This window comes from Mesorhizobium sp. P3_B5 (assembly GCF_056402815.1).
In genome coordinates this window covers 1-772 of the sequence record NZ_JBFUGR010000043.1, presented here as the reverse complement: position 1 = coordinate 772, position 772 = coordinate 1, and the positions used below count along the sequence as shown (strand labels likewise).

General features: G+C 61.1%; 1 protein-coding gene. It reads left to right on the top strand.

The window, feature by feature from the left end; genetic code table 11:
• Positions 1 to 182: 182 nt before the first annotated feature.
• Positions 183 to 772: IS110 family transposase (locus tag AC1DVW_RS29680; RefSeq protein ID WP_477327940.1), on the top strand; the 590-nt coding region annotated here is incomplete at its 3' end.

Here is a 772-nt window from a genome sequence, read left to right as displayed (position 1 = left end):
AGGATCCTGTGTGTTGGTTCGGGTGTATGGTTGAAGTGGGAAGGAGGCCGAGAGGATCCTGGTCATCCCTTTCGGGATAGTCCGCGGCATGGCTCGGTCCCTTCCCACCACTGAACCATCAACCTGAACAGTTGCACGGGGCTGTTAGCAGCAGACCCCGCACCACAGGAAGAGGCCTGGACATGATAGTGCAGAACTATGTCGGCTGCGACATCTCCAAGCAGCGGCTCGACTTTTTTGATGAGGCAAGCGGTCGTTGTCAGCGCATCGCCAACCAGGGCGATGCGATAGAAGCCTATGTGGCAGGCCTTTGCGCCGACCGGGACTTCGTCGTCATGGAGGCGACAGGGATCCATGACCGGCTGCTGCGCCATGCGCTGGCCAAGGCAGGCGTTGCGTTCTCGCGGCACAATCCAGCACATACCCACCATTACGCGAAGTCGACGACGCAGCGCGCCAAGACGGATCGCCTCGATGCCAGGATGCTGAGCGACTACGGTCGTCGCTACCAGCCTGCGCCCGAGCCGGCGCCCTGTGAGAAAGGCGAGCACCTTCAGTCGCTTGCTCGCCACCGCGACCATCTGGTCGAGATCAGGGCGAGGTTGAAGAGATATCTCAGCGAAGCCTTCGACGCGGACGTTGTCGACGACCTTCAAGACGTCATCGCCGACTTCGACACACGCATCGATGCGCTCGAGAGCCGGATCGTCAAAACCATTCGCCAAGCCGAGGACACCGCCCTCGACTATGCGCTGATGGTCTCCGTGCCCGG